Source organism: Streptomyces filamentosus (assembly GCF_014654895.1).
GTDB classification, from domain to species: domain Bacteria; phylum Actinomycetota; class Actinomycetes; order Streptomycetales; family Streptomycetaceae; genus Streptomyces; species Streptomyces filamentosus.
In genome coordinates, this window is the sequence record NZ_BNBE01000004.1 from 1110543 (window position 1) to 1130122 (window position 19580).

20 protein-coding genes are annotated in these 19580 nt (G+C 74.9%); 10 read left to right on the plus strand and 10 right to left on the minus strand.

The genetic code is table 11. The annotated features are described in order from the left end of the window. Positions 1 to 74: 74 nt before the first annotated feature. A complete protein-coding gene (hsaA, locus tag IE326_RS38810; protein WP_190044919.1) occupies positions 75 to 1256 on the minus strand; it encodes a 3-hydroxy-9,10-secoandrosta-1,3,5(10)-triene-9,17-dione monooxygenase oxygenase subunit in 1182 nt (393 codons plus the stop codon). Between the two features lie 196 nt (positions 1257 to 1452). On the opposite strand from hsaA, the gene IE326_RS38815 reads away from it, so the two are divergent. Further along, positions 1453 to 2334 (plus strand): IclR family transcriptional regulator, encoded by an 882-nt coding sequence (locus tag IE326_RS38815; RefSeq protein ID WP_150234725.1) that lies wholly within the window; start codon positions 1453 to 1455, stop codon positions 2332 to 2334. Between the two features lie 96 nt (positions 2335 to 2430). On the opposite strand, the gene IE326_RS38820 is transcribed toward IE326_RS38815, so the two are convergent. From IE326_RS38820 to IE326_RS38840, 5 genes are all read right to left on the minus strand, one after another. Further along, a complete protein-coding gene (locus tag IE326_RS38820) occupies positions 2431 to 3510 on the minus strand; it encodes a ferredoxin--NADP reductase (protein WP_150234727.1) in 1080 nt (359 codons plus the stop codon). Further along, positions 3491 to 3733 carry a hypothetical protein gene (locus tag IE326_RS38825; protein WP_190044920.1) on the minus strand — a complete coding sequence of 81 codons (243 nt, stop codon included), beginning with the start codon at positions 3731 to 3733 and terminating at the stop codon, positions 3491 to 3493. Before IE326_RS38825 ends, IE326_RS38820 begins: the two co-directional genes overlap by 20 nt. Before the next feature lies 1 nt (position 3734). Continuing rightward, on the minus strand, positions 3735 to 4889 hold the full coding sequence (locus IE326_RS38830) for a 3-ketosteroid-9-alpha-monooxygenase, oxygenase component (RefSeq protein ID WP_190044921.1): 1155 nt from the start codon (positions 4887 to 4889) through the stop codon (positions 3735 to 3737). A 296-nt stretch (positions 4890 to 5185) separates the two neighbouring features. Further along, positions 5186 to 6181 (minus strand): SDR family oxidoreductase, encoded by a 996-nt coding sequence (locus IE326_RS38835; RefSeq protein WP_150234733.1) that lies wholly within the window; start codon positions 6179 to 6181, stop codon positions 5186 to 5188. Next, positions 6178 to 6978: an SDR family oxidoreductase gene (locus IE326_RS38840; RefSeq protein WP_190044922.1), complete on the minus strand. Its 801-nt coding sequence runs from the start codon at positions 6976 to 6978 to the stop codon at positions 6178 to 6180. The genes IE326_RS38835 and IE326_RS38840 overlap by 4 nt, the downstream gene beginning before the upstream one ends. Positions 6979 to 7056: 78 nt before the next feature. On the opposite strand from IE326_RS38840, the gene IE326_RS38845 reads away from it, so the two are divergent. The 4 genes from IE326_RS38845 to IE326_RS38860 are packed head-to-tail and all read left to right on the plus strand — an operon-like array spanning position 7057 to position 10654. Then, positions 7057 to 7818, plus strand: a complete 762-nt coding sequence (locus IE326_RS38845; protein WP_190044923.1) for an enoyl-CoA hydratase family protein — start codon at positions 7057 to 7059, stop codon at positions 7816 to 7818. Positions 7819 to 7839: 21 nt separating this feature from the next. Next, the gene (locus tag IE326_RS38850) at positions 7840 to 8691 is read left to right on the plus strand and encodes a CoA transferase subunit A (protein WP_150236215.1); all 852 of its coding nucleotides are present in this window, start codon (positions 7840 to 7842) and stop codon (positions 8689 to 8691) included. Further along, on the plus strand, positions 8688 to 9593 hold the full coding sequence (locus tag IE326_RS38855; RefSeq protein WP_229915868.1) for a CoA-transferase subunit beta: 906 nt from the start codon (positions 8688 to 8690) through the stop codon (positions 9591 to 9593). Before IE326_RS38850 ends, IE326_RS38855 begins: the two co-directional genes overlap by 4 nt. Before the next feature lie 11 nt (positions 9594 to 9604). Further along, positions 9605 to 10654 (plus strand): NAD(P)H-dependent flavin oxidoreductase, encoded by a 1050-nt coding sequence (locus IE326_RS38860; RefSeq protein WP_190045058.1) that lies wholly within the window; start codon positions 9605 to 9607, stop codon positions 10652 to 10654. A 113-nt stretch (positions 10655 to 10767) separates the two neighbouring features. Here IE326_RS38860 and IE326_RS38865 read toward each other — a convergent pair whose 3' ends face one another. Genes IE326_RS38865 through IE326_RS38880 form a run of 4 tightly spaced genes read right to left on the minus strand, consistent with a single transcriptional unit; the run spans position 10768 to position 14501 of the window. After that, entirely contained in the window at positions 10768 to 11925 is a 1158-nt protein-coding gene (locus IE326_RS38865; protein ID WP_150234739.1) for an acetyl-CoA C-acetyltransferase, read from the minus strand. 28 nt (positions 11926 to 11953) lie between these two features. Then, positions 11954 to 12541, minus strand: a complete 588-nt coding sequence (locus IE326_RS38870; protein ID WP_190044924.1) for a TetR/AcrR family transcriptional regulator — start codon at positions 12539 to 12541, stop codon at positions 11954 to 11956. Beyond that, complete coding sequence (locus IE326_RS38875; RefSeq protein ID WP_190044925.1) at positions 12538 to 13338, minus strand: SDR family oxidoreductase; 801 nt, start codon at positions 13336 to 13338, stop codon at positions 12538 to 12540. Before IE326_RS38875 ends, IE326_RS38870 begins: the two co-directional genes overlap by 4 nt. Beyond that, a complete protein-coding gene (locus IE326_RS38880; RefSeq protein ID WP_190044926.1) occupies positions 13335 to 14501 on the minus strand; it encodes an acyl-CoA dehydrogenase family protein in 1167 nt (388 codons plus the stop codon). The genes IE326_RS38875 and IE326_RS38880 overlap by 4 nt, the downstream gene beginning before the upstream one ends. A gap of 45 nt (positions 14502 to 14546) precedes the next feature. On the opposite strand from IE326_RS38880, the gene IE326_RS38885 reads away from it, so the two are divergent. The 5 genes from IE326_RS38885 to IE326_RS38905 all read left to right on the plus strand — a co-directional run bounded on the left by IE326_RS38885 (position 14547) and on the right by IE326_RS38905 (position 19559). Beyond that, entirely contained in the window at positions 14547 to 15536 is a 990-nt protein-coding gene (locus tag IE326_RS38885; protein WP_229915869.1) for an enoyl-CoA hydratase, read from the plus strand. Beyond that, a complete protein-coding gene (locus IE326_RS38890) occupies positions 15536 to 16705 on the plus strand; it encodes an acyl-CoA dehydrogenase family protein (protein WP_190044927.1) in 1170 nt (389 codons plus the stop codon). The genes IE326_RS38885 and IE326_RS38890 overlap by 1 nt, the downstream gene beginning before the upstream one ends. Beyond that, a complete protein-coding gene (locus IE326_RS38895; protein ID WP_190044928.1) occupies positions 16705 to 17694 on the plus strand; it encodes an acyl-CoA dehydrogenase family protein in 990 nt (329 codons plus the stop codon). Before IE326_RS38890 ends, IE326_RS38895 begins: the two co-directional genes overlap by 1 nt. Positions 17695 to 17732: 38 nt before the next feature. Continuing rightward, complete coding sequence (locus IE326_RS38900; protein WP_150234747.1) at positions 17733 to 18827, plus strand: acyl-CoA dehydrogenase family protein; 1095 nt, start codon at positions 17733 to 17735, stop codon at positions 18825 to 18827. 111 nt (positions 18828 to 18938) lie between these two features. Next, complete coding sequence (locus IE326_RS38905) at positions 18939 to 19559, plus strand: hypothetical protein (RefSeq protein ID WP_190044929.1); 621 nt, start codon at positions 18939 to 18941, stop codon at positions 19557 to 19559. The last annotated feature ends 21 nt before the right edge of the window (positions 19560 to 19580 follow it).

The window sequence follows — 19580 nt, forward strand, 5'->3', positions numbered from 1 at the left end:
CTTCGGGGCTTCTCAGGGGCTTCTCAGGGGCGGGGCCGAGGAGGCTGCGGAACCCGCCGGGAGCGCTCCGGGGCTCAGAGCATGGGGTCGCGGACGTCGAGGCCGAGGGCCGTGCGTCCGGCGAGGACGAGGGCCCGCTCGACGTCGTTGGCGGCCTGGCCGCGGCCGGTGCGCAGGTCGCGCCAGGCGCGTCCGAGGACGTCGCCGCCGCTGCGCAGGGGTCCGCCGCCGGCGTCGGCGAGGAGCAGGTCGACGGCGGTGACGGCGCGTTCGGTGGCGAGCGCCTGGTCGCGGCGGACACGGGCGCGCAGGGCGGCGTCCGGGGTGCCGCCGGCCCGGGCGACGGCGTACAGGTCGGTCATGTTGCGCGCGAGCTGGAGGCGGGCGGCGTCGATCTCCGAGGCGGCGCGGGCGATCCGCGCCTGGGCGAAGGGGTCCTCGGCGATCCGCCGGCCGTGCGGGGTGCCGACGGGGACCCGGGCGGCCGTGACGTGGTGTTCGTGGGCGCCCTCGGCGATGCCGACCAGGGCGGTGGAGACGGCGGTGGTGAAGACGGCGGCGTACGGGAGGCGGAAGACGGGTTCGGGGTTGACCTCGTGGCCGGGGCAGCGCAGGGCGGTGACGGGTCCGTAGCCGAGGGTCCGGTGGGCGGGGACGAAGGCGTCGTCCACGACGACGTCGTTGCTGCCGGTGCCGCGCAGCCCGACGGTGTCCCACACGTCGTCCACCCGGTAGTCGGCACGGGGCACGAGGAAGGTCCGCATGTCGACGGGCTCGCCGTCCGGGCCGGTGACGACCCCGCCGAGCAGCGCCCAAGAGGCGTGGTCGCAGCCGGCCGAGAAGTGCCAGCGGCCGGAGAGCCGGAAGCCGCCGTCCACGGCGGTGACGGTGCCGGTGGGGGCGTGCGAGGAGCAGATCAGGGCGGGGCCGGTGCCGGGCTCCGCCCCGCCTCGCACCTCGTCCTGGGCGCGGGCGTCGAGCTGGGCGGCGTACCAGGCGTGGACGCCGAACGCGGCGGCGGTCCAGCCGGTGGAGCCGCACGCCCGGGCGAGCTCGTGGACGGCGGCGTAGAAGACGGCGGGGTCGGCGGCGAGGCCGCCGTGGCGGCGGGGCGCGAGCAGCCGGAAGAAGCCGGTGCCGGCCAGCTCGGCGACGGAGGCGGCGGGGAGGCGCCGCAGCTCCTCGGTCTCGGCGGCGCGCCTTCGCAGGACGGGGGCGAGGGCGCGGACCGCCGCGAGGACGTCCTCGTCGCGCATGCGTGTGCCTCTCGTGCCCGGCCCGCACGGCGGAGTCGCGCGGATGTCCCGGCGTCGAACCTACGCTTTACCGTTCCGAGACGGAACACCCCCTTCCCCCGCCCCTCGGCGCTCTGGCAATCTCCACGCAATCCGGAGAGAGTGGACACACGGCGGGGCCGCGCCCCGCCGTGCCGTCCGTGTGGGAGGTGTGTCAATGACGACGAGCACCGTGGAGCCCGTCGTGGCCGGGGCCGCGCCCCTGTCCCTGCTGGAGAAGGCGGCGAAGGTGCTGAGCGCCTTCCAGAGCGCGGGGCCGAGGCTGACCCTGACCGAGGTCGTGCAGCTCTCGGGCATCCGCCGCTCCTCCGCCCACCGCATCCTCGACCAACTGGTACAGCTGCGCTGGCTGGAGCGGGAGGGCCGGGACTACCGGCTGGGCATGGGGATGCTGGAGCTGGGCGCGATGGCCTCGCACCACAACCGGCTGCGCCGGGCGGCCCTCCCCCATCTGCACGCGCTGCACGAGTCGACGGGCCACCTGGTGCACTTCACGGTCCTCGACGGCTCCGAGGTGGTCTGTCTGGAGCGGATCGGCGGCTCGGACGACTCCGGGGTGCCGTCGCGGGCCGGCGGCCGCCAGCCGGCGTACTGCACGGCGTCGGGGAAGGCGATCCTCGCGTTCGGGGAGGCCGCGGCGGTGGAGCGGGTGATACGCGACGGGCTGCGGCCCCGCACGCCGCGCACGATCACCCGCCCCGAGTCCTTCCGTGCCGAGCTGGCCCTGGTCCGGGAGCGGGGGGTCGCCTTCGACCACGAGGAGGGGCACCGGAACGTGTTCTGCGTGGCGGCGCCGCTGCGCGGGGCGGGCCGGGCGGTCGCGGCGATCTCGGTGTGCGGGCACAACGTCCACCGGGACCTGGAGCGGATCGCACCGCTGGTGCGCGGCTGCGCCCGGTCGGTGTGGCGGTCGATGTTCGGGCCGGGCCGGCAGCCGGAGCGGCAGGTGCGGCCGGCGGGCCCCGGGGACGCGGCGGGGGTGTCGCAGCCGTCGATGGACAACATGATGGCCTGGCTGCGGTTCAGCGACTGGATGTGAGGCGGGAGGGGCCCGGCGAGGAGCGGGGCCCGGGCCCGGGAAACGGGCCCGGGGGTGCCCGCGCGGACGCGGGACGCCCCCTCCGCCGTTCCTCCCTCAGTCGTAGGTGACGCCGACCCGTTCGGTGAGGGCGAGGGCCTGGCAGGCGAGGACGTAGCCGTCGCGGACGTCCCGGGCGTCCAGGACCTCGTTGCGGACCATCTTCACCTCGCCCTCGGTGACCCGGCAGGTGCAGGCGCTGCACGCGCCCTCCCGGCAGGAGTACGGGGCGTCGACGCCGGCCGCGAGGAGCGCGTCGAGGAGCGGGGTGGCGGCCGGCCAGCCGACCGTGCGGGTCTCCCCGTCGAGCTCCACGACGACGGTGCCGCCCGCCGCTTGCGGCACCGGTGCGGGCGGGGGTTCCGGTGTGCCGAAGACGTCGCCGCCCAGGGAGAAGAACCGCTCCCGGTGCACCCGTCCGGCGGGGGCGCCGAGGGAGCGGAGGGCCTGCTCGGCGGCGTCCATGAGCGGGCCGGGCCCGCAGAGGAACGCCTCCCTCCCGGCGTACGGCGCGAGCGCGGCGGCGAGCCGGTCCGCGACGGGCAGGCCCTGGAGCGATTCCAGCCAGTGCAGGACGAGCAGCCGGTCCGGGAAGTCCTCGGCGAGCTCCCGCAGTTCGTCGCGGAAGATGACGGAGCCCTCGTCGCGGTTGGCGTACCAGAGCGCGATCCGTCCCCGGCCGGCCGCCAGGACGGACTTGGCGATCGACAGGACCGGGGTGATGCCGCTGCCCCCGGCGACGAGCAGCAGGTCCCCGTCGAGGGAGCGGGGGGTGAAGGTCCCGGCCGGGGCCAGCACCTCCACCTCGTCGCCGGCCGCCAGGCGGTCGCAGATCCAGTGGGAGCCGTACCCTCCGGCCACCCGCTTGACGGTGACCTTCAGCGGTTCCCCGGTGTGCGGGGAGCTCGCGAGGGAGTAGCAGCGGGCGAGGGACCCGCCGTCCGGGCCGGGCAGCCGCAGGGTGAGGAACTGTCCGGGGAGGTAGGCGAGGCGCCCGGCGCTCTCCGGCGGGACCCGGAAGACCAGGGAGCGGGCGTCGGCCGTCTCCTCGACGACCTCGGCGACGCGGAGCCGGTGGGTGCGCGTCCGGGGGCCGGTCTCCGGCGGCGCCCCGGGGTCAGGCGTCGGTGCGGACATCGTCCACCTCCAGGGTGCCGTCGGCGACCGCGCGGTCGATGCTGCTCCGCAGCGCCCGGCAGGTCCGCAGCCGGGCCGTGGTCCCGCCCCCGCCGCCCGCCCGGTCGCGGAACTCGGCGCAGGAGACGGCCGCTTCGGCGGTCCACTGCACGGAGGTGTGGGCGGGGCTGAACTTCTCGCACAGGACCTGATTGCCGCAGGCCGCGCACTCCACCGGCCGCACGTCAGGACGCCTCTGCGGGGCCGGCCGCGCGGCGGGCCAGGTTCTCGGCGACCTCGGCGTGCCAGGCCTCGTTGGCGCGCCGGGTGTCGACCTCGAACTCGAAGCGGCGGGTCATCTCGTCCTTGACGTCGGCGGCGTCGACGTAGAACTGCTCGTACCAGCGGCGGAGTTGATAGACCGGTCCGTCCTCCTCGGTCAGCAGCGGGTTGTCGATCCGGGTCTTGTTCCGCCAGATCTCCACGTCCTGCTCGAAACCGACGGTGGCGCCCTCGGCGGTCAGGCGGGCGGCGTCGGCGGCCTGTTCGTCGGTCATGCCGGGGAGCCGCTTCACGATCGCCCCGTACTGGAGCAGGAAGCTGTTCTCGTCGATCGGGTAGTGGCAGTTGATGAGGACGATCTCCATCTCCAGGCCGCCGCCGACGTCGCTGTGGAGGTGGTCGATCATGTAGGAGGGGCCGTGATAGGAGGCGTCGGAGCGGAGCCTGCCCGCACTGAGGGTGCCGAGCTCCATGTCGCCGCGGGGACTGCTCTCCATGTACTGGGTGGCGACGTGGCCGTCGAAGACGTTCTTGAAGTACTCGGGGAAGGCGTAGTGGACGTAGTAGAAGTGCGCCATGTCCACGACGTTGTCGACGATCTCCCGGCAGTGGGAGCCTTCGACGCGGAGGGTCTTCCAGGTCCAGTCGCTCCACTCGGCGGCCCCGGGGCCGTGGATTCCCGGGAGTTCGGGGATGGTGACGCCGGGCGGCGGCGGGTTGCCCTCGGGGTCGTTCCAGACGAAGAGCTGCCGGTTCCGCTCCAGGGCGGTCCAGGCACGGGTGCGGGCGCGGGGCGGGACCCGGCGGGCGTACGGGACGCCGGCGCAGCGGCCGTCGCCCGCCCAGCGCCAGTCGTGGAAGGGGCAGGCGACGGCGTCGCCCTTGACGGTGCCCTGGGCGAGGTTGCCGCCCATGTGGGGGCAGTAGGCGTTCAGGACGTGGAGCGCGCCGTCGTCCCGGCCCTGGAAGACCACGAGCCGGGTGCCGAACGCCTCGATCTCGTGCGGCCGTCCGTCCTTGAAGGCGTCGGCGAGGCCGAGGCAGTGCCAGCCCCGGGCGAAGCGCGCGGGTGGCCGGCCGGCGTCGATGACCCTGACCTCGTCGTCGAGTGCAGTCATCTCGTCCCTCCTGGTTTCTGTCGGTCCACTTCCGTGGGTCCGGGGAGGCTAGGCCGCGGCGGCCGGGCGGCGGGAGGACGGTTTCCCGGTGAGCGGGAAAGGCGGAGGGGGCCGGGTGCGTCGCGCACCCGGCCCCCTCGGCCGTACGGCCTCCGGTACGGCTCCAGCGGGTCCTCCGGTACGGCTCCGGCCGGTCCTCCGATACGGCTCCGGCCGGTCCTCCGGTACGGGCTCCGCCCCGCGTGCCCGCTCCGCCCCGTCGCCGCCCCGCGCCCGTACCTCCTCCGTACCGTCCGTCAGCGCGCGCCGTACACCGGCTGCGGGGGTTCGGCGGCGGCGAGGAGGCCGACGACGGCCTCGCCGGCCTCCGCCGGGGTCCAGCGGGCGCCCTTGTCGGCGGTGGGGCCGGGACGCCAGCCCTCCATGACGGTGATGCGCCCGGCCTCCGCCTCGAAGACGCGGCCGGTGACGCCCTCGCCGGCGCCGGAGCCGAGCCAGACGACGAGCGGGGAGACGTTCTCCGGAGCCATCGCGTCGAAGCCGTCGTCCTCGGGGGCGGCCATGGTCTCGGCGAAGGTCCGCTCGGTCATGCGGGTGCGGGCGGCGGGTGCGAGGGCGTTGACCTGGACGCCGTACGGGGCGAGTTCGGCGGAGGCGACGAGGGTGAGGCCGATGATGCCGGCCTTGGCGGCGGCGTAGTTTCCCTGGCCGACGCTGCCGAGGAGCCCGGCGCCGGAGCTGGTGTTGACCACCCGGGCGCGGGGCGTGCGGCCCGCCTTGGCCTCGGCGCGCCAGTGGGCGGCGGCGTGCCTGAGCGGCAGGAAGTGGCCCTTGAGGTGGACGCGCATGACGGCGTCCCAGTCGGCCTCGCCGAGGTTGACGAGCATCCGGTCGCGGAGGAATCCGGCGTTGTTGACGAGGGTGTCGAGGCGGCCGAAGGCGTCGAGGGCGGTGGCGACGAGGGAGGCGGCGCCCTCCTCGGTGGCGATGTCGCCGCCGTGGGCGACGGCCTCGCCGCCGGCCGCCCGGATCTCCTCGGCGACGAGGGAGGCCGGGGCGTCCGGTCCGGGGGTGCCGTCGAGTCCGACGCCGAGGTCGTTGACGACGACCTTCGCGCCCTCGGCGGCGAAGGCGAGGGCGTGGGCCCGGCCGAGGCCGCGGCCCGCCCCGGTGACGACGACGACGCGTCCCGCGCAGAGACCGTTCGCGGGCGGGTTCACGGAGGGGTTCGCGGACAGGTCCGTGGGCGGGTTCGTGGACAGGTCCGTGGGCGGGTTCACGGGCGGGTTCATGGGCGGGTTCCTCGCTTCTCGGTGTGGTTGGCGGTGGCGGCGCCGAGGAAGGCCGGGCGTTCCCCGCCGCCGTGGACGTGGAGGGCGGCGCCGGTGACGTACCGGGCGCGCCCGGAGGCCAGGAAGACGCAGGCGTCGCCGATGTCGGCGGGGTCGGCGAGGCGGCCGAGGGGGACGGTCCGGGCGACGGCGGCGATCCCGTCCTCGTCGCCGTAGTGCAGGTGGGACAGTTCGGTGCGGACCATGCCGAGGACCAGGGTGTTGACCCGGACCAGGGGCGCCCATTCGACGGCCATGGAGCGGGCCAGGTTCTCCAGGCCGGCCTTGGCCGCCCCGTAGGCGGCGCTGCCCGGGGAGGGGCGGGTGCCGCTGACGCTGCCGACCATGGTGATGGAGCCGCCGTCCGGCTGCCGGCGCATCACCTCGTACGCGGCGAGGGAGGCGGTGAGCGGGGCGAGGAGGTTGAGCTCGACGACCCGGGCGTGGAAGGCCGCGTCGCCGTCGCCGAGCAGCCGGAAGGGGGTGCCGCCGGCGTTGTTGACCAGGGAGTCGATCCGTCCGTGGTCGTCCCGGACCCGGCGGAAGAGGGCGTCGGCGGCGTCGGGGTCGCGCAGGTCCGCGGGGAGGAAGCGGGCCGTGCGGCCGGCCGCCTCGACGGGCCGGTCGGGGGGTCTGCGGGCGCAGGTCACCACCTCCGCGCCCGCTTCGAGGAGGGCGCGGGCGATCCCGGCGCCGACGCCCCGGGTGCCGCCGGTCACGACGGCGACGGAGCCGGACAGATCGATGGTCACGGACAAGGGACACCTCCCGCAGCGGGCTCACCGCTGCTATCTTCCACCTAACAAACGTTTGGTGGAAAGGTAGCTGATCTGCTCATGGGTGTCTCCACCTCCGCCCCCGACGAGGGCGTCGCCGTCGTCACCGTCGACTTCCCGCCCGTCAACGCCCTTCCCGTACGGGGCTGGTACGACCTGGCGGCCGCCGTGCGCGCCGCAGGCGCCGACCCGAAGGTCCGCTGCGTGGTCCTGGCCGCCGGGGGCCGCGGCTTCAACGCCGGCGTGGACATCAAGGAGATCCAGCGCGCGGCCGGCCCCGAGGCGATCCTCGGCGCCAACCGCGGCTGTTACGAGGCGTTCGCCGCCGTCTACGACTGCGAGGTCCCCGTGGTCGCCGAGGTCCACGGCTTCTGCCTGGGCGGCGGCATCGGCCTGGCCGGCAACGCGGACGCGATCGTCGCCTCCGACGACGCCGTCTTCGGCCTGCCGGAGCTGGACCGGGGCGCCCTCGGCGCCGCCACGCACCTCGCCCGGCTCGTCCCGCAGCACCTCATGCGGACCCTCTACTACACCTCGCGCACGGTCACCGCCGGGGAACTGCACCGGCACGGCTCGGTGTGGGAGGTCGTCCCCCGGGAGCGGCTGCGCGACGCGTCCCTGGCGCTCGCCCGGGAGATCGCCGCCAAGGACGGGCAGTTGATCCGCCTCGCCAAGGCCGCCATCAACGGCATCGACCCGGTGGACGTCCGGCGCAGCTACCGCTTCGAGCAGGGCTTCACCTTCGAGGCCAACCTCAGCGGCGTCGCGGACCGGGTCCGCGGCACCTTCGGCACGAACCCCGCCACCGACAAGGAGAGTTGAGCCGTGAGCAGGGACAAGACGATGACGGCCGACCAGGTCGTCGCCGAACTCCGCAGCGGGATGACGATCGGCATCGGCGGCTGGGGCTCCCGGCGCAAGCCGATGGCGCTGGTCCGCGCGCTGCTGCGGTCCGACGTCACCGACCTCACCGTCGTCTCGTACGGCGGCCCCGACGTGGGTCTGCTGGCCGCCGCCGGGAGGATCCGCAAGCTCGTCACCGCCTTCGCCACCCTCGACTCGATCCCGCTGGAGCCGCACTTCGGCGCCGCCCGCAGGCGCGGCGACTTCGAACTGGTCGAGCTGGACGAGGCGATGGTGATGTGGGGGCTCACGGCCGCCTCGCACCGGCTGCCGTTCATGCCGGTCCGGGCCGGGATCGCCTCGGACGTGATGACCGTCAACCCCTCGCTGCGGACGGTCACCTCCCCCTACGGCGACCGCGAGGAACTGGTCGCCGTGCCCGCCCTGTCCATGGACGCGGCCCTCGTCCACCTCAACCGCGCCGACGTCCACGGCAACGCCCAGTACCTGGGCCCCGACCCGTACTTCGACGACCTGTTCTGCGAGGCCGCGGAGACCGCGTACGTCTCCTGCGAGCGGATCGTGGAGACCGCGGAGCTGGCCAAGGAGGGCGGGCCGCAGTCGCTGCTGCTCAAGCGGGCCTTCGTCAGCGGGGTCGTGGAGGCCCCGAACGGCGCCCACTTCACCTCCTGCGTCCCCGACCACGACCGGGACGAGGCGTTCCAGCGGCACTACGCCGAGGCCGCCCGCGACCCCGGCGCCTGGCGGGCCTTCACCGAGCGGTTCCTGTCCGGCGACGAGGACGCGTACCAGGCCGCCGTGGCGGCCTTCCACGAGGAGGAGCGGGCATGAGCGGCACGGACGCACGGACGGGATCGGGTACGGGGGCGGGCGACCGGTCCGGTACGGGAGCGGGTACGGGGGCGGGCGCCGGGGCCGGTACGCGGGCCGGCGCCGGGTCCGGCACGGGGACGGGCGCGGGCGGCGGGCCCGGCGCGGGCGCGGCGGTGACCCGCGCCGAGTACTGCGTGGTGGCGTGCGCCGAGGCGTGGCGGGGCGCGGGCGAGGTGCTGGCCAGCCCCATGGGCACCGTCCCCACGATCGGCGCCCGGCTCGCCCGGCTCACCTTCTCCCCCGACCTGCTCCTCACCGACGGCGAGGCGCTGCTGACGGCCGACGTCCCGGCGGTCGGCGCGCCGCCCCGGGTCGTCGAGGGCTGGCTGCCGTACCGCCAGCACCTCGCCCTGGTCACCACCGGGCGGCGGCACGTGATGATGGGCGCCAGCCAGATCGACCGGTACGGCAACCAGAACATCTCCTGCATCGGCGACTGGGAGCGGCCCACCCGCCAGCTCCTCGGCGTCCGCGGCGCCCCCGTCAACACCCTCAACAACCCGACGAGCTACTGGATCCCCAGGCACTCGGCGCGGGTCTTCGTCGAGCGGGTCGACATGGTCTGCGGCGTCGGCCACGACCGGGCCGCCGCGGCCGGACCGGCCGCCACCCGCTACCACCGCATCCCCGAAGTCGTCAGCGACCTGGGCGTCTTCGACTTCGAGACCCCCGACCGCCGCATGCGGCTGCGCTCGCTCCACCCCGGCGTCACCGTCGAACAGGTCCGGGAGGCGACCGGTTTCGCGCTGGTGATCCCCGACGAGGTGCCGTACACCCGCGAGCCGACGGCGGAGGAACTCCGGCTCGTCCGCGAGGAGATCGACCCGAAGGGCCTGCGGGACCGGGAGGTCCGGCCGTGAGCGACGCCACGATCACCACCGCCCTCACCGGACTCGTCGGCGTCCGCCACCCCGTCGTGCAGACCGGCATGGGCTGGGTGGCGGGCCCCCGTCTCGTCTCCGCCACCGCGAACGCGGGCGCGCTCGGCGTCCTCGCCTCCGCGACCATGGGCGTCGAGCAGCTGCGCGGCGCCGTCCGCGAGGTGAAGTCCCGGACGGACGCGCCCTTCGGGGTGAACCTGCGGGCGGACGCGGGGGACGCCGCCGAGCGCGTGGGGGTCATCATCGAGGAGGGGGTGAAGGTCGCCTCCTTCGCCCTCGCCCCCTCCCGCGAGCTCATCGCCCGGCTCAAGGACGCGGGCGTCGTCGTCATCCCCTCCGTCGGCGCCCGGCGGCACGCCGAGAAGGTCGCCGCGTGGGGCGCCGACGCGGTCGTGGTGCAGGGCGGCGAGGGCGGCGGGCACACCGGCAGCGTCGCCACCACCGTGCTCCTCCCCCAGGTGGTGGACGCCGTCGACATCCCGGTGATCGCCGCCGGCGGCTTCCACGACGGGCGCGGGCTGGTCGCCGCGCTCTCCTACGGCGCCGCGGGCGTCGCCATGGGCACCCGCTTCCTGCTCACCTCCGACTCCACCGTCCCCGACGCGGTGAAGGCGCGGTACCTCGGCGCGGCCGTCACCGACGTCACCGTCACCACCGCCGTGGACGGCCTGCCGCACCGGATGCTCCGCACCGAGCTGGTCGACGCCCTGGAGCGCTCCGGCCGGGCCGCGTCGCTGCTGCGGGCGCTCCGGCACGCCGCCGCCTTCCGGCGCGAGTCCGGCACGGGCTGGAACCGGATGGTCCGCGACGGCCTCGCCATGAAGCACGGCAAGGACCTGTCCTGGAGCCAGGTCCTGCTCGCCGCGAACACCCCCATGCTCCTGAAGGCGTCCATGGTCGACGGCCGCACCGACCTGGGCGTGATGGCCTCCGGCCAGGTCGCGGGCCTCATCGAGGACCTGCCCTCCTGCGCGGAGCTGGTCGACCGCGTCATGGCCGAGGCGGCGGCGGTGCTCCGCACGCTGCCGCGCCCGGCCTGACGCCCGGCGGCCCCGCTTTCACCGGCCCCCTCGCGCCGCTCGGCCCGAGGGGGCCTCCCGGGCTTCGGGAGCCCGCGCCGGCCTCCGGCCGGACGGTGGGGGCGCCGCCGCGCCTACAGCCGCTCGATGATCGTCACGTTCGCCTGGCCGCCGCCCTCGCACATCGTCTGGAGGCCGTAGCGGCCTCCGGTGCGCTCCAGTTCGTGGAGGAGGGTGGTGGTCAGCTTGGTGCCGGTGGCGCCGAGGGGGTGGCCGAGGGCGATCGCGCCGCCGTTGACGTTGACCTTCTCCGGGTCCGCGCCGGTCTCCTTGAGCCAGGCGAGGACGACGGGGGCGAACGCCTCGTTGATCTCGACCAGGTCGATGTCGTCCAGGGTCATCCCGGCCTTCTTCAGGGCGTACGCCGTCGCCGGTATCGGTGCGGACAGCATCCGGATCGGGTCCTCGCCGCGGACCGACAGGTGGTGGATCCGGGCGCGGGGGGTCAGCCCGTGCTCGCGGACCGCCCGCTCGCCGGCGAGGAGCAGCGCGGAGGCCCCGTCGGAGACCTGGGAGGAGACGGCGGCGGTGATCCGGCCGCCCTCGACGACCGGCGCCAGGCCCGCCATCTTCTCCAGGCTGGTGTCGCGGCGCGGCCCCTCGTCGGCGGTGACGTCGCCGTAGGGCACGGTCTCGCGGTCGAAGCGGCCCTCGTCGAGGGCGCGGACCGCCCGCCGGTGCGAGCGGAGGGCGAACTCCTCCATGTCCCGGCGGCTGATGTCCCACTTGGTGGCGATGAGTTCGGCGCCGTGGAACTGGTTGACGGGCTGGTCGCCGTAGCGGGCCCGCCAGCCCGCGGAGCCCGCGTACGGGCCCTCGGTCATGCCGAGGGGCGCGGCGGCCTGGCGGCTGGCGAAGGCGATGGGGACCATCGACATGTTCTGGACGCCGCCGGCGACGACGAGGTCCTGGGTGCCGGACAGCACGCCCTGCGCGGCGAAGTGGAGGGCCTGCTGGGAGGAGCCGCACTGGCGGTCGACGGTGACGCCGGGCACCTCCTCGGGGAGGCCCGCGGCGAGCCAGGCCGTGCGGGCGATGTCGCCGGCCTGCGGCCCGACGGTGTCGAGGCAGCCGAAGACGACGTCCTCGACGGCGGCGGGGTCGGCGCCCGCCCGTTCCATCAGCGCCTTGAGCACGTGGGCGCCGAGGTCGGCGGGGTGGACGGCGGAGAGCCCGCCGTTGCGCCTGCCGACCGGGGTGCGGACGGCTTCCACGATGTAGGCCTCGGCCATGGTCACTCCTTGTGCAGAGAGGGGTTCTTCAGGGGCGTACGGCGATCCCGTCGAGGACCATCGACAGGTACTGGCGGGCGATCTCCTCCGGGCTGTGCCGGCCGCCGGGGCGGTACCAGGAGGCGGCGACCCAGACGGTGTCGCGGACGAAGCGGTAGGTGAGCCGGACGTCGAGGTCCGCGCGGAAGACGCCGTCCGCGACCCCCCGCTCCAGCGTCCCCGACCAGGCGCGTTCGAAGCCGAGCCGGGAGTCGGCGAGGTAGCGGAAGCGGGGCAGTGCCGCGAGGTGCCGGGACTCCTTCTGGTAGATGGCGACGGCGGCCCGGTGCCGGTCGATCTCCCGGAAGGACTCCGTCACCAGCGCCTCGATGGTCTCCCGGGGGCCGAGGGAGGCGGCGAGCACGGCGTCGTACCGGCCCCGCAGTTCGTCGAGGAAGGCGCGCAGGATCTCGTCGAGCATCGACTCCTTGGAGTCGAAGTGGTAGTAGAGGCTGCCCGCGAGCAGTCCGGCCGCGTCGGCGATGCGGCGGACGGTAGTGGCGTCGTACCCCTGGGCGGCGAACACCTCGGCGGCCGTGTCCAGGAGTTCGCGGCGCCGCGCGGGAGCCGGTCTCACGGGTGCCGGCTGCTGACGGAGAGGACCTCGCCGGTCAGGTAGGAGGAGTAGTCGCCGGCCAGGAAGACGATGACGTTGGCGATCTCCCACGGTTCGGCGTACCGCCCGAATGCCTCCTGGGAGGTGAGTTCGGCGAGGAGTTCGGGGGTGGTGACCTTCACCAGGTGGGGGTGCATGGCGAGGCTCGGCGAGACGGCGTTGACGCGGACGCCGTACGCGGCGGCTTCGAGCGCGGCGCAGCGGGTGAGTGCCATGACGCCGGCCTTGGCGGCGGCGTAGTGGGCCTGGCCCTTCTGCGCGCGCCAGCCGACGACGGAGGCGTTGTTGACGACGACGCCCCCGGTGCCGGAGTCCCGGAAGCGGCGGAGCGCGGCCCGGGTGCAGCGGAAGGTGCCGCCCAGGGTGACGTCGAGGACCTTGTCCCACTGGGCGTCGGTCATGTCGACGAGGTCCGAAGTGCCTCCGAGGCCCGCGTTGTTGACGACGACGTCGAGCCTCCCGTGCCGTTCCTCGACGAGGTCGAGGAGGGCGGCGACCTGGTTCTCGTCGGTGACGTCGCAGGGCAGGGAGGCGACCCGGTCGGCGCCGAACTCGGCGGCCAGTTCCGCCTCGGACTCCTTGAGGCGGCGGGCGTGGGCGTCGGAGAGGACGACCCGGGCGCCCTCCTCCAGGAAGCGGCGGGCGGTCGCGCCGCCGATGCCGGCTCCGGCGGCGGCGGTGATGACGGCGCCGCGGCCGGCGAGCAGCCCGTGGCCGGGGACGTAGGGGGGCGGGGTGCCCAGGGGGGAGGCGGTCACGGTCGCGGCTCCTTCGGCAGGCCGAGGACGCGCTCGGCGATGATGTTCCGCTGGATCTCGTTGGATCCGGCGTAGATGGTGTCGGAGCGGGAGAAGAGGTAGAGGCGCTGCCAGTCGGTGAGCTCGTACGGCCCGCCCTCGGCGAGCATGCCGCCGGCGCCGCAGACGTCCATGGCGAGTTCGCCCAGCTCGCGGTGCCAGGTGGCCCAGAAGATCTTGCCGATGGAGGCCTCGGGTCCGGGGGCCCCTGCGGCGACGCCGCTCAGCATCCGCAGGGCGTTGAAGCGGATGGTCTCCAGGCCGGTCCAGGCGCGGGCGATGCGGTCGCGGACGAGCGGGTCGGCGGCGGCGCCGTTCGACCGGGCCAGCGCGATGACGGCCTCCAGCTCGCGGCGGAAGCCGACCTGCTGGCCGAGGGTGGAGACGCCGCGTTCGAAGCCGAGGGTCGCCATGGCCACCTTCCAGCCGTCGCCGGGGGCGCCCACGACGTGGGCGGCGTCGGTGCGGGCTCCGTCGAAGAAGACCTCGTTGAATTCGGAGGTGCCGGTGAGCTGGACGATCGGCCGGATCTCCACGCCGGGCGCGCGCAGCGGGACCAGCAGGTAGGAGAGGCCGTGGTGCCGGACGGAGCCGGGTTCGGTGCGGGCGACGACGAAGCACCAGTCGGACTCGTGGGCCTGTGACGTCCAGACCTTCTGTCCGGTGACGACCCAGTCGCCGCCGTCGCGTTCGGCGCGGGTGCGGACGTTCGCGAGGTCGGATCCCGCGTCGGGCTCGGAGTAGCCCTGGCACCACAGTTCGTCGACGGCGACGATCCGGGGCAGGAAGCGCGCCCGCTGGGCGGGGGTGCCGAAGGCGATGAGGGTGGGGCCGAGGAGCTGTTCCCCGATGTGGCCGACGCGCGCGGGGGCGTCGGCGAGGGCGTACTCCTCGTGGAAGGCGACCTGTTCCTCCAGGCTCGCGCCGCGGCCGCCGTACTCCTCCGGCCAGCCGACGCAGGTCCAGCCGTGGGCGGCCATGTGCCGTTCCCAGACGAGGCGTTCGGCGTGCGCCTCGTGCTCGCGCCCGGGTCCGCCGCGGCCCTTGAGAGCCGCGAAATCGCCGGTGAGATGGGAGCGCAGCCAGCTGCGGACCTCTCTGCGGAACTCCTCGACGTTGCTCATGGCCGTACGTTAACCTACCAAACACTTGTTAGGGAAGGAGGGCGGATGTCCGCTGCCCGCACCACCGCACAGGGGCCCCGCACGGGGCCCGGGAACGCCGGAACCGAGGGCTCCGGGGACGGGTCCTCCGGGAAGGGGACCTCCGGAACCGAGGGCTCCGAGGACGGGACCTCCGGAACCGGCGTCTCCGGAACCGGGGGCTCCGAGCCCGTCCGCTACGAGCGGCGGGGCCCCGTCGCCGTCGTCACCATGGACCGGCCCCGCTACCGCAACGCCCAGAACTCCGCGATGACCTACGCCCTGGACCGCGCCTTCTACCGCGCCGCCGCCGACGACGAGGTCAAGGTCGTCGTCCTCGCCGGGGCGGGCGAGCACTTCTCCGCCGGGCACGACATCGGCACCCCCGAACGGGACGCCCACCTGCCGTTCGAGCGCCGGGCAGGGCTCTGGTGGGACCACTCGGACAAGGCGGGCGCCGAGAGCCGCTTCGCCCGCGAGTCCGAGGTCTACCTCGGCATGTGCCGCCGCTGGCGCGAACTCCCCAAGCCCGTCGTCGCGTCGGTGCAGGGCGCCTGCGTCGCCGGCGGACTGATGCTCGCCTGGATCTGCGACCTGATCGTCGCCTCCGAGGACGCCTTCTTCGCCGACCCGGTGGTCCGCATGGGCATCCCCGGCGTCGAGTACTTCGCCCATCCCTGGGTGATGCCGCCGCGGATCGCCAAGGAGTTCCTCTACACCGGCGACCGGATGTCCGCCCGCCGCGCCCACGAGGTCGGCATGGTCAACCACGTCGTCCCGCGCGAGGAACTCACCGACAGGACGATGGAGCTGGCGAACCGGATCGCCGCCATGCCTCGGATGGGCCTCGCCCTGGCCAAGCGCGCGGTCAACCAGGCCGAGGACCTCCAGGGCCTGCACACCGGTATGGACGCGGTCTTCGGACTGCACCACCTCGCGCACGCGCACAACGCCGAGACCGCCCGGGACCCCCTCGGCGGCATGGACGTCCACGCGATGAAGGCGGCGGAATCCTGATGGACCTCGACCACTCCCCCGCGGACGACGCCTTCCGGGCCGAGGCCCGCGCCTGGCTCGCCGCCCACGTGCCCGCCGAACCGCTCCCCTCCCTGGAGACCGGGGAGGGCTTCGCCGCCCACCGCGCCTGGGAGCGGACCCTCGCCGCCGCCGGCTGGTCGGCCGTCTCCTGGCCCCGGGCCTACGGCGGCCGGGACGCCACCGTCCTCCAGTGGCTGGTCTTCGAGGAGGAGTACTACGCGGCCGGCGCCCCCGGCCGGGTGAGCCAGAACGGCATCAACCTCCTCGCCCCCACCCTCTTCGAGCACGGCACCGAGGAGCAGCGCGCCCGCGTGCTGCCCGCCATGGCCTCCGGCGAGGTCATCTGGGCCCAGGCGTGGTCCGAGCCCGAGTCCGGCTCCGACCTCGCGAGCCTGCGCTCCACCGCCGTGCGCACCGACGGCGGCTGGCTGCTCCACGGCCAGAAGACCTGGTCCTCACGGGCCGCCTTCGCCGACCGGGCCTTCGGGCTCTTCCGCAGCGACCCGGGCGCCGCGAAGCCGCACCAGGGGCTGACGTACCTGATGTTCCCGCTCGACGCGGACGGCGTGACCGTGCGCCCGGTGGGCCGGCTCGACGGCAAGCCCGCCTTCGCGGAGCTCTTCCTCGACGGGGTCTTCGTCCCCGACGCGGACGTCATCGGCGAGCCCGGCCAGGGCTGGCGGGTCGCGATGAGCACGGCGGGCAACGAGCGCGGGCTGACCCTGCGCAGCCCTGGCCGCTTCACCGCCGCCGCCGACCGGCTCACCGCCCTGTGGCGGGAGCACGGCGACCCCGCCGACACCGCCCTGCGCGACCGGGTCGCCGACGCCGTCGTCGGCGCCCGCGCCTATCAGCTCTTCACCTGGGCCAACGCCTCCCGGATCGCCGCCGGGGGCACCCTCGGCGCCGAGTCCAGCCTCAACAAGGTCTTCTGGTCGGAGCTCGACATCGCCCTCCACGAGACGGCACTCGACCTCCTCGGCCCTTACGGGGAGCTGGGCGACGAGGCCGACGAGGCCCCGGGGCGAGGGAGTTGGGCGGAGGGCTACACCTTCGCCCTCGCCGGACCCATCTACGCCGGCACCAACGAGATCCAGCGCGACATCATCGCCGAGCGGCTGCTCGGCCTGCCGAAGGGACGCCGGTGATGCGCTTCCTGCCCGACGACGAACACCGCGACCTCGCCCGCACCCTGGACGCCCTGCTCGGCGCGGCCGACACCCCGGCCGCCGCCCGCGCCTGGGCGGCCGGCGACCACGCCCCGGGCCTCGCGCTCTGGTCCCGCCTCGCGGAGACCGGCGTCTTCGCCCTGGCCGTGCCCGAGGAGCACGAGGGAATGGGCCCGCTCCCCGTCGAACTGGCCTTCTCCTTCATCGAACTGGGCCGGCACGCCGTGCCCGGCCCGCTGGTGGAGACGGTGGCGGCGGCGGCCCTCCTCGACCGGCTCGGCCACCCCGGGACGGCCGCCGCCTGGCTGCCGCGCGTGGCCGCGGGCAAGGCGGTCCTGTCCCTGTGCGCGCCGGAGTCCGCCGGCCCGTACGCGCTGGACGCCGACGCCGCCGACGCCGTCCTCGTCGTGGACGGCGACGCCCTGCTCCTCGCGGAGTCCGCCGGCCCCCCGCAGCCCTCCGCCGATCCCGTACGCCGCCTGTCCCGGCCGCTCGGCGGCACGGTCCTGGCGCGCGGCCCCGAGGTGACGGCCGCCGCCGCGCACGCCGCCGGCGTCGCCGCCCTCGCGACGGCGGCGCAGTCCCTCGGCCTCGGCCGGGCCCTGCTCGACCGGACGGTCGCCCACGTCCGCGGGCGCACCCAGTTCGGCGTCCCCATCGGCTCCTTCCAGGCCGTCAAACACCGCCTCGCCGACACCCTCGTCGCCCTGGAGTTCGCGCAACCCCTGCTGTACGCGGCGGCGTTGGCGTGCGCCGCCGGATCCAGAAGCGCCCCGCGCGAGATCGCCGCCGCCAAGGTCGCCGCGGGCGGAGCCGCGTACGCCGCCGCCCGCACGGCCCTCCAGCTCCACGGCGCCATCGGCTACACCGAGGAGCTGGACCTCTCCCTCTGGATCCGCAAGGCCCGCCCCCTCCGCGACGCCTGGGGCACCCCGGCCGCCTGCCGGGCCCGCGTCCTGGCCCCCTGAAGCCCCCGGGTCCCGCCGGGAAGAGAACGGAAGGCACCATGCGACTCGACGAAGAACAAGAGGAACTGCGCGCATCGGTCAGGGCGTTGCTCCGGCGCCACTCCGGTGACGCGGCCTGGCGTCCACTGGCGGGACAGATCGGGGCCGCGGGCCTGGCCGTGCCGGAGGAGTACGGCGGCGCGGGCTGCGGGGCCGTGGAGGTCCACGTGGTGATGGAGGAGCTGGGCCGGGCCCTGAGCCCGGTCCCGTACCTCGGCTCCGCCGTCCTCGCGGTGCGCGCCCTGCTGGCCTCCGGCGACCCGGCGGCCTGCGCCGACCTGCTGCCGGACCTGGCCGCGGGCACCTCGGTGGCGGCCCTGGCCTGGGCGGAGTCCGGCTCCTGGACCCCCGCCGCGATCCGCGCCCGCGCCACCCCCTCCTCCGGCGGCTGGCGCCTGACGGGCACCAAGGACCACGTCCTCGACGGCATCCGCGCCGACGTCCTCCTGGTGGCCGCCCGCACCCCCGCGGGCCCGTCCCTCTTCGCCGTGCGCCCGGACGCCCCCGGCGTCCGCCACGAGGAGACGGTCCCCATGGACACCACCCGCCCCCAGTCCCGTCTCCTCCTCGCCGACGCACCGGCCCGCCTCGTCGGCACCGACGGCGACGCCGCCCGCGTCCTCGCCGAGGTCCTCGACCACGCCTGCACCGCCCTCGCCGCCGAACAGGTCGGCGCGGCGGCGCGATGCCTCGAACTGACGGTGGCGTACGCCGGGCAACGCGTCCAGTTCGGCCGCCCCATCGGCTCCTTCCAGGCCGTCAAACACCGCCTCGCGGACGCCTACGTCCGCGTCGAGTCGGCCCGCTCAGCCGCCCTCGGCGCCGCCTTCGCCGCCGCCGGCCCCACCCCCTCCCCGGACCTGCCCCGCCTCGCCGCCTCGGCCAAGTCGATCTGCTCGGAAGCCTTCTCCGAGGTCGCGGCCGAGACCGTCCAGCTCCACGGCGGCATCGGCATCACCTGGGAACACGACGCCCACCGCTACTTCAAACGCGCCCACGCCACCACCCACCTCTTCGGCCCCCCGCACCACCACCGCACCCGCCTGGCCGACCTCCTGGGCCTGGGCCCCGACCCGGCACCCCACCTGCCCTGACGAACGGAACCCCCTGCGCCGGTTGGTCCCCCGGCGGCCCCGTGGTGTAGAAAGCCCCGTCGCTCCATCATGATCAAGCCACTGGGCTCTCTCATTCGGGGGAATGAAGCAATGACCTCAACTCGCCGTGCCCTCACGGCACTCGCGCTCCTCGCCGCCCTCGGCGGCACCACCGCCTGCGGCCCGGAGGAGACCGCCTCCGCCGGGGCGGCCGGGGACCCCGCCGTCAGCACCTCCGCACCGGCCGCGCCGCCCACCACCGCCTCCGCCACGCCCGACCCCACCACGCCCCCGAGCGGCACGCCGGCCGACGACGTCGACGGCGACGGAAAGGGCGGGGACTGCGGCAACCGCCCGGCCCTGCCCTCCGGCGTCCTCATGGTGAAGGTCACCCTCATGCGCGACGCCGGCGGCTTCGAGGCCGCCGAGGCCGTCCCGCGCTGCACGCCCAACGACTGGATCTACGGCGCCGAGAAGGAAGCCCCCACCAAGCACTACGTCCTCCCCGAGACCGTCGACGCCCGCCTCGCCAACGGCCCCGGCACGTGGAAGAAGGTCGACCACGAACAGCTCGCCCTCCACGTCGACCGCTGCCTCTTCCAGGAGATCGGCGCCCCCACCGACGACTACCCCGAGGTGGAACCCCCCTTCAGCTGCTCCGGCAACGTCTACGAGATCACCCTGGACCCCCGGGGCGCGGTGCGGACGATGAAGGAGATCTGGCACGTCTGACCCCGCCCCGCCGGCCCGTCC

Bases quoted from the DNA above. Each gene is read 5' to 3' on its own strand.
- hsaA (WP_190044919.1), bottom strand. From the start codon at position 1,256: ATGCGCGACGAGGACGTCCTCGCGGCGGTCCGCGCCCTCGCCCCCGTC.
- IE326_RS38815 (WP_150234725.1), top strand. From the start codon at position 1,453: ATGACGACGAGCACCGTGGAGCCCGTCGTGGCCGGGGCCGCGCCCCTG.
- IE326_RS38820 (WP_150234727.1), bottom strand. From the start codon at position 3,510: ATGTCCGCACCGACGCCTGACCCCGGGGCGCCGCCGGAGACCGGCCCC.
- IE326_RS38830 (WP_190044921.1), bottom strand. From the start codon at position 4,889: ATGACTGCACTCGACGACGAGGTCAGGGTCATCGACGCCGGCCGGCCA.
- IE326_RS38835 (WP_150234733.1), bottom strand. From the start codon at position 6,181: ATGAACCCGCCCGTGAACCCGCCCACGGACCTGTCCACGAACCCGCCC.
- IE326_RS38845 (WP_190044923.1), top strand. From the start codon at position 7,057: ATGGGTGTCTCCACCTCCGCCCCCGACGAGGGCGTCGCCGTCGTCACC.
- IE326_RS38850 (WP_150236215.1), top strand. From the start codon at position 7,840: ATGACGGCCGACCAGGTCGTCGCCGAACTCCGCAGCGGGATGACGATC.
- IE326_RS38855 (WP_229915868.1), top strand. From the start codon at position 8,688: ATGAGCGGCACGGACGCACGGACGGGATCGGGTACGGGGGCGGGCGAC.
- IE326_RS38865 (WP_150234739.1), bottom strand. From the start codon at position 11,925: ATGGCCGAGGCCTACATCGTGGAAGCCGTCCGCACCCCGGTCGGCAGG.
- IE326_RS38880 (WP_190044926.1), bottom strand. From the start codon at position 14,501: ATGAGCAACGTCGAGGAGTTCCGCAGAGAGGTCCGCAGCTGGCTGCGC.
- IE326_RS38885 (WP_229915869.1), top strand. From the start codon at position 14,547: ATGTCCGCTGCCCGCACCACCGCACAGGGGCCCCGCACGGGGCCCGGG.
- IE326_RS38890 (WP_190044927.1), top strand. From the start codon at position 15,536: ATGGACCTCGACCACTCCCCCGCGGACGACGCCTTCCGGGCCGAGGCC.
- IE326_RS38895 (WP_190044928.1), top strand. From the start codon at position 16,705: ATGCGCTTCCTGCCCGACGACGAACACCGCGACCTCGCCCGCACCCTG.
- IE326_RS38900 (WP_150234747.1), top strand. From the start codon at position 17,733: ATGCGACTCGACGAAGAACAAGAGGAACTGCGCGCATCGGTCAGGGCG.
- IE326_RS38905 (WP_190044929.1), top strand. From the start codon at position 18,939: ATGACCTCAACTCGCCGTGCCCTCACGGCACTCGCGCTCCTCGCCGCC.